The 3,261-nt window shown below is 72.8% G+C and carries 4 protein-coding genes; 1 reads left to right on the top strand and 3 read right to left on the bottom strand.

Annotated elements, in window-relative coordinates; translation table 11 throughout:
- The coding region (locus HMPREF0731_RS01170) for an ABC transporter substrate-binding protein (protein ID WP_007002154.1) at nucleotides 1–563 on the top strand (563 nt) is incomplete at its 5' end.
- On the opposite strand, the gene HMPREF0731_RS01165 is transcribed toward HMPREF0731_RS01170, so the two are convergent.
- The 3 genes from HMPREF0731_RS01165 to HMPREF0731_RS01155 all read right to left on the bottom strand — a co-directional run bounded on the left by HMPREF0731_RS01165 (nucleotide 545) and on the right by HMPREF0731_RS01155 (nucleotide 3,114).
- Nucleotides 545–928, bottom strand: a complete 384-nt coding sequence (locus HMPREF0731_RS01165) for an AraC family transcriptional regulator (protein WP_051014645.1) — start codon at nucleotides 926–928, stop codon at nucleotides 545–547. The genes HMPREF0731_RS01170 and HMPREF0731_RS01165 overlap by 19 nt on opposite strands.
- Before the next feature lie 229 nt (nucleotides 929–1,157).
- Nucleotides 1,158–2,735 (bottom strand): MFS transporter, encoded by a 1,578-nt coding sequence (locus HMPREF0731_RS01160; protein WP_007002152.1) that lies wholly within the window; start codon nucleotides 2,733–2,735, stop codon nucleotides 1,158–1,160.
- Nucleotides 2,725–3,114, bottom strand: a complete 390-nt coding sequence (locus HMPREF0731_RS01155; protein ID WP_007002151.1) for a DoxX family protein — start codon at nucleotides 3,112–3,114, stop codon at nucleotides 2,725–2,727. The genes HMPREF0731_RS01160 and HMPREF0731_RS01155 overlap by 11 nt, the downstream gene beginning before the upstream one ends.
- Between the last annotated feature and the right edge of the window lie 147 nt (nucleotides 3,115–3,261).

Raw genomic sequence — 3,261 nt, 5'->3', positions numbered from 1 at the left:
CCGAGCGGCAGGACCGCGCCGCCGCCCGCCGCCTGCTGGAGGAGGCGGGCTGGGGCCAGGGCCTCGCCCTCACCCTGACCGGCACCGCCAACCGCTTCCCGAATGACGAGGCGCTGCTGCAGGCGGTGGCGCAGATGTGGCAGCAGGCCGGCATCGCCACGCAGGTCGAGCCGGTGCCGCCCGCGCTGTTCTATCCCCGCCTGGCCGGCGGGCGCTTCGCCACGGCGCTGTTCGGCTGGCTGACCGGGCCGGGGGAGCCGAATGCCGTGCTCGGCGCCGTGCTCGGCACGCGCGACGCGGCGCGCGGCCTCGGCTCGCTGAACGGCACCGGCTACAGCAACCCGCGCCTGGACCGGCTGATCACCACCGCCCTGGCCACCGGCGAGGATGCGCGCCGCCATGCCCTGTGGCAGGAGGCGGCGCGGCTGGTGGTGCGGGAGGAGGTGGCGCTGATCCCGCTGCTGCACCTCGCCAGCCTGTGGGCGATGCGGCAGGAGATCGGCTACCACCCGCGCGGCGACAGCCTGACGCTGGCCATGGATGCCTATGCCGCGGCGCGCTGATCCATCGCCGCCGCCGCGCCGCGCCGCCAGGCCGCCGGGCTGACGCCCAAAGCGAGGCGGAAGCGCCGTGTCAGGTGCGGCTGGTCGCAGAAGCCGCATTCCAGCGCGATCTCCGACAGGCCGCAGGAGGAGGACAGCATCATCGCCTGCGCCCGCGCCAGCCGGCGCTGCAGGATGAAGGCGTGCGGCGAGAGCGACTGGCTGGCGCGGAAGGCGCGCGAGAAATAGCCGGTGCTGAGGCCAAGCAGGGCCGCGAGGTCGGCGACGCTCAGCGGCTCGGACAGGTGGGCCTCGATATGGCGCAGCACCTTGCCGACCTGCCAGGGGGCCAGGCGGGCGGGGAGATCGGGCGGGGCGGGATGCATGGGGCGCGGGCTCCTCGGGGGCAAACTCCCCTGGAGCGTCCGGGCGAAGCGGCGGGTGAAACAGAAAAACGCTGTGAAAAGTTGTGAAAGGAAGCGGGAAGGAAAGGGTTCTTTTTTGAAAAAAAGAACCAAAAAACTTTCTTCCGTGGGCGTCCCGCCCCAGGCCGGAGGCGGGACGCCCAACAGAAAGAAGTCTTTTTGCTTCTTTTTCTTCAGAAAAAGAAGATTCTCAGGACGCCAGGAAATGCCGCACCCGCGGCGCCTCTTCTCCGACATGGAAGCGGCGCAACTCCGCCTGGAGGTCGGCATCCACCTGCGACACCCGCCGGTGCTGGCGCAGATGCTCGGCCCAGGATTCCACCATGAACCATTCGACCACGCGCTGCGGGTCGGCGGCGTCCTCGGCGATGCCCCAGCCATAGGCGCCATCGCGCCGCCGCGCGGCGGAGAGGCGGTGCGCCACCTGGCGGAACTGCGCCTGTGTGCCGGGCGCCAGCCGGTATTCGATCAGAATGAGCACCGGGCCACGGTCATGCTCCACCGGGACGGCCAGCAGCGGCTCAGGCCAGTGGTTGGAGGGGGTCAGGTCGGCCTCGCCGCGTGGCAGCGGGACCCGCCGCAGCACGAGGGCGGAGAGCGCCAGCGCCAGCGCCGCCACCCAGAGCGTCCCCCGCAGGCCCAGCCCCTCGGCGGCGGCGCCCCAGGCCAGGCTGCCCACCGTCATCGCGCCGTTGAAGACGGTGAGATAGACGGCCAGCGCCCGCCCGCGCACCCAGTTGGGCAGGATGGCCTGGGCCGTGCCGTTCAGGGTGGTGAGTGCGATGATCCAGGCGATGCCGAGCAGCAGCAGCACCAGCGGCGCCAGGGCGCGCGGCGGGGCGAGGGCCAGCAGCACCATGGCGGCGGCGGTGAGCAGCGCGGCGGCGAGCAGCAGACCATCGGCATCCAGGCGCCGGCGCAGGGCGGGCAGCAGGAAGGCGCCCAGGATGGCCCCCGCCCCCACCGCGCCGAGCAGCAGCCCATAATAGCCGGCATCGCCGCCCAGCACCTGCCGCGCCACCAGCGGCAGCAGCGCCCAGACCGCGCTGGCCAACAGAAAGAAGAGCGCGGCGCGCCACAGGACGATGTGCAGCTCCCGGTTGGCGCGGGCATAGCGCAGCCCGGCGCGGAAGGCCCCGGCGAACCGCTCGGACAGCGGGTCATCCCCGGCCGGCGGGCGGCGCCAGAGCAGCAGCGCGGCGATGACCACGACATAGCTGGCGACATCGGCGCCATAGGTGACGGCGGCGCCGAAGCCGGCCAGCAGCAGCCCGCCCGCCGCCGGCCCGATGGCGCGGGCGATGTTGATGCCGAGCGAGTTCAGCGCGACGGCGTTGCGCGTGTCGCGCGGCGGCACGAGTTCGGGGACGATGGCCTGCCAGGTGGGCGCCATCAGCGCCGCGCCGATGCCGCCGAGGAAGGTGAGCCCCGCCAGCGCGGCCACCGAGGCCAGCCCGGCCTGCGCCAGCAGCATCAGCGACAGGCTGACCAGCGCCAGCAGCACCTGCACCGCCAGCAGGAATTTCCGGCGGTCCAGGATGTCGGCCATGACGCCGGCCGGGATGGCGAGGAGGAAGACCGGCAGCGTCGCCGCCGCCTGGATCAGCGCGACGGCGGCGGGGCCGGCGGAGAGCTCGGTGACCAGCCAGGCGCTGGCCACGTCGCGCATGAAGCTGCCGATATTGCCGATGACCGTCGCCACCCAGAGCAGCGCGAAGGTGGGTTGCAGCAGCGGCGCGAAACTGCCGCCGCGCGCCTCAGCTTGCATGGGCCTTGTCCCAGACGGCCACCAGCAGGAAAGCGCCGACGAGGCCGAGATGCTCGTAGAAGCCATTGGCCGTCATGAAGCGCTCCTGCCCCGGCGGCAATTCCCAGTAGCGGTTGGCGATGAAGCTGGCCGCCAGGGTGAAGGCGGCCAGGGCCAGCGCACCCAGCCAGCGCCACCGGCCGGTGAGGATGAGCAGGCTCGCCCCCAGTTCGAGGGCGATGGTGGCGGCGGCGGTGACGGGCGGCAGGGGCAGCGCGAAATGCGCCGCCTCGGCCACCGCGCCGGGAAAGTCCAGCAGCTTGTTCAGCCCGCCCTGGAGATAGGCGGCGCAGAGGCCGAGCAGGCCGATCCAGGTGAGCAGCGGCGACCAGCGGGCCATGCTCAGAAGGCCCAGCAGGAGCAGCCGAGCGCGCCCCAGAAGCCGCCATCCTGCCCGGCGGGCGTGGCGGCGCCCCAGGCGCGGGCATGGTCGTGCCCGTGCACGCCGCAGGCGGTGGCGCAGCAGGCGGCGAGGCGGGCGAAGGCC

The sequence above is a fragment of the Pseudoroseomonas cervicalis ATCC 49957 genome, from assembly GCF_000164635.1.
Classification (GTDB): domain Bacteria; phylum Pseudomonadota; class Alphaproteobacteria; order Acetobacterales; family Acetobacteraceae; genus Pseudoroseomonas; species Pseudoroseomonas cervicalis.
The sequence above is the reverse complement of the archived record's forward strand: the minus strand, read 5'-3'. Positions and strand labels throughout refer to the sequence as shown.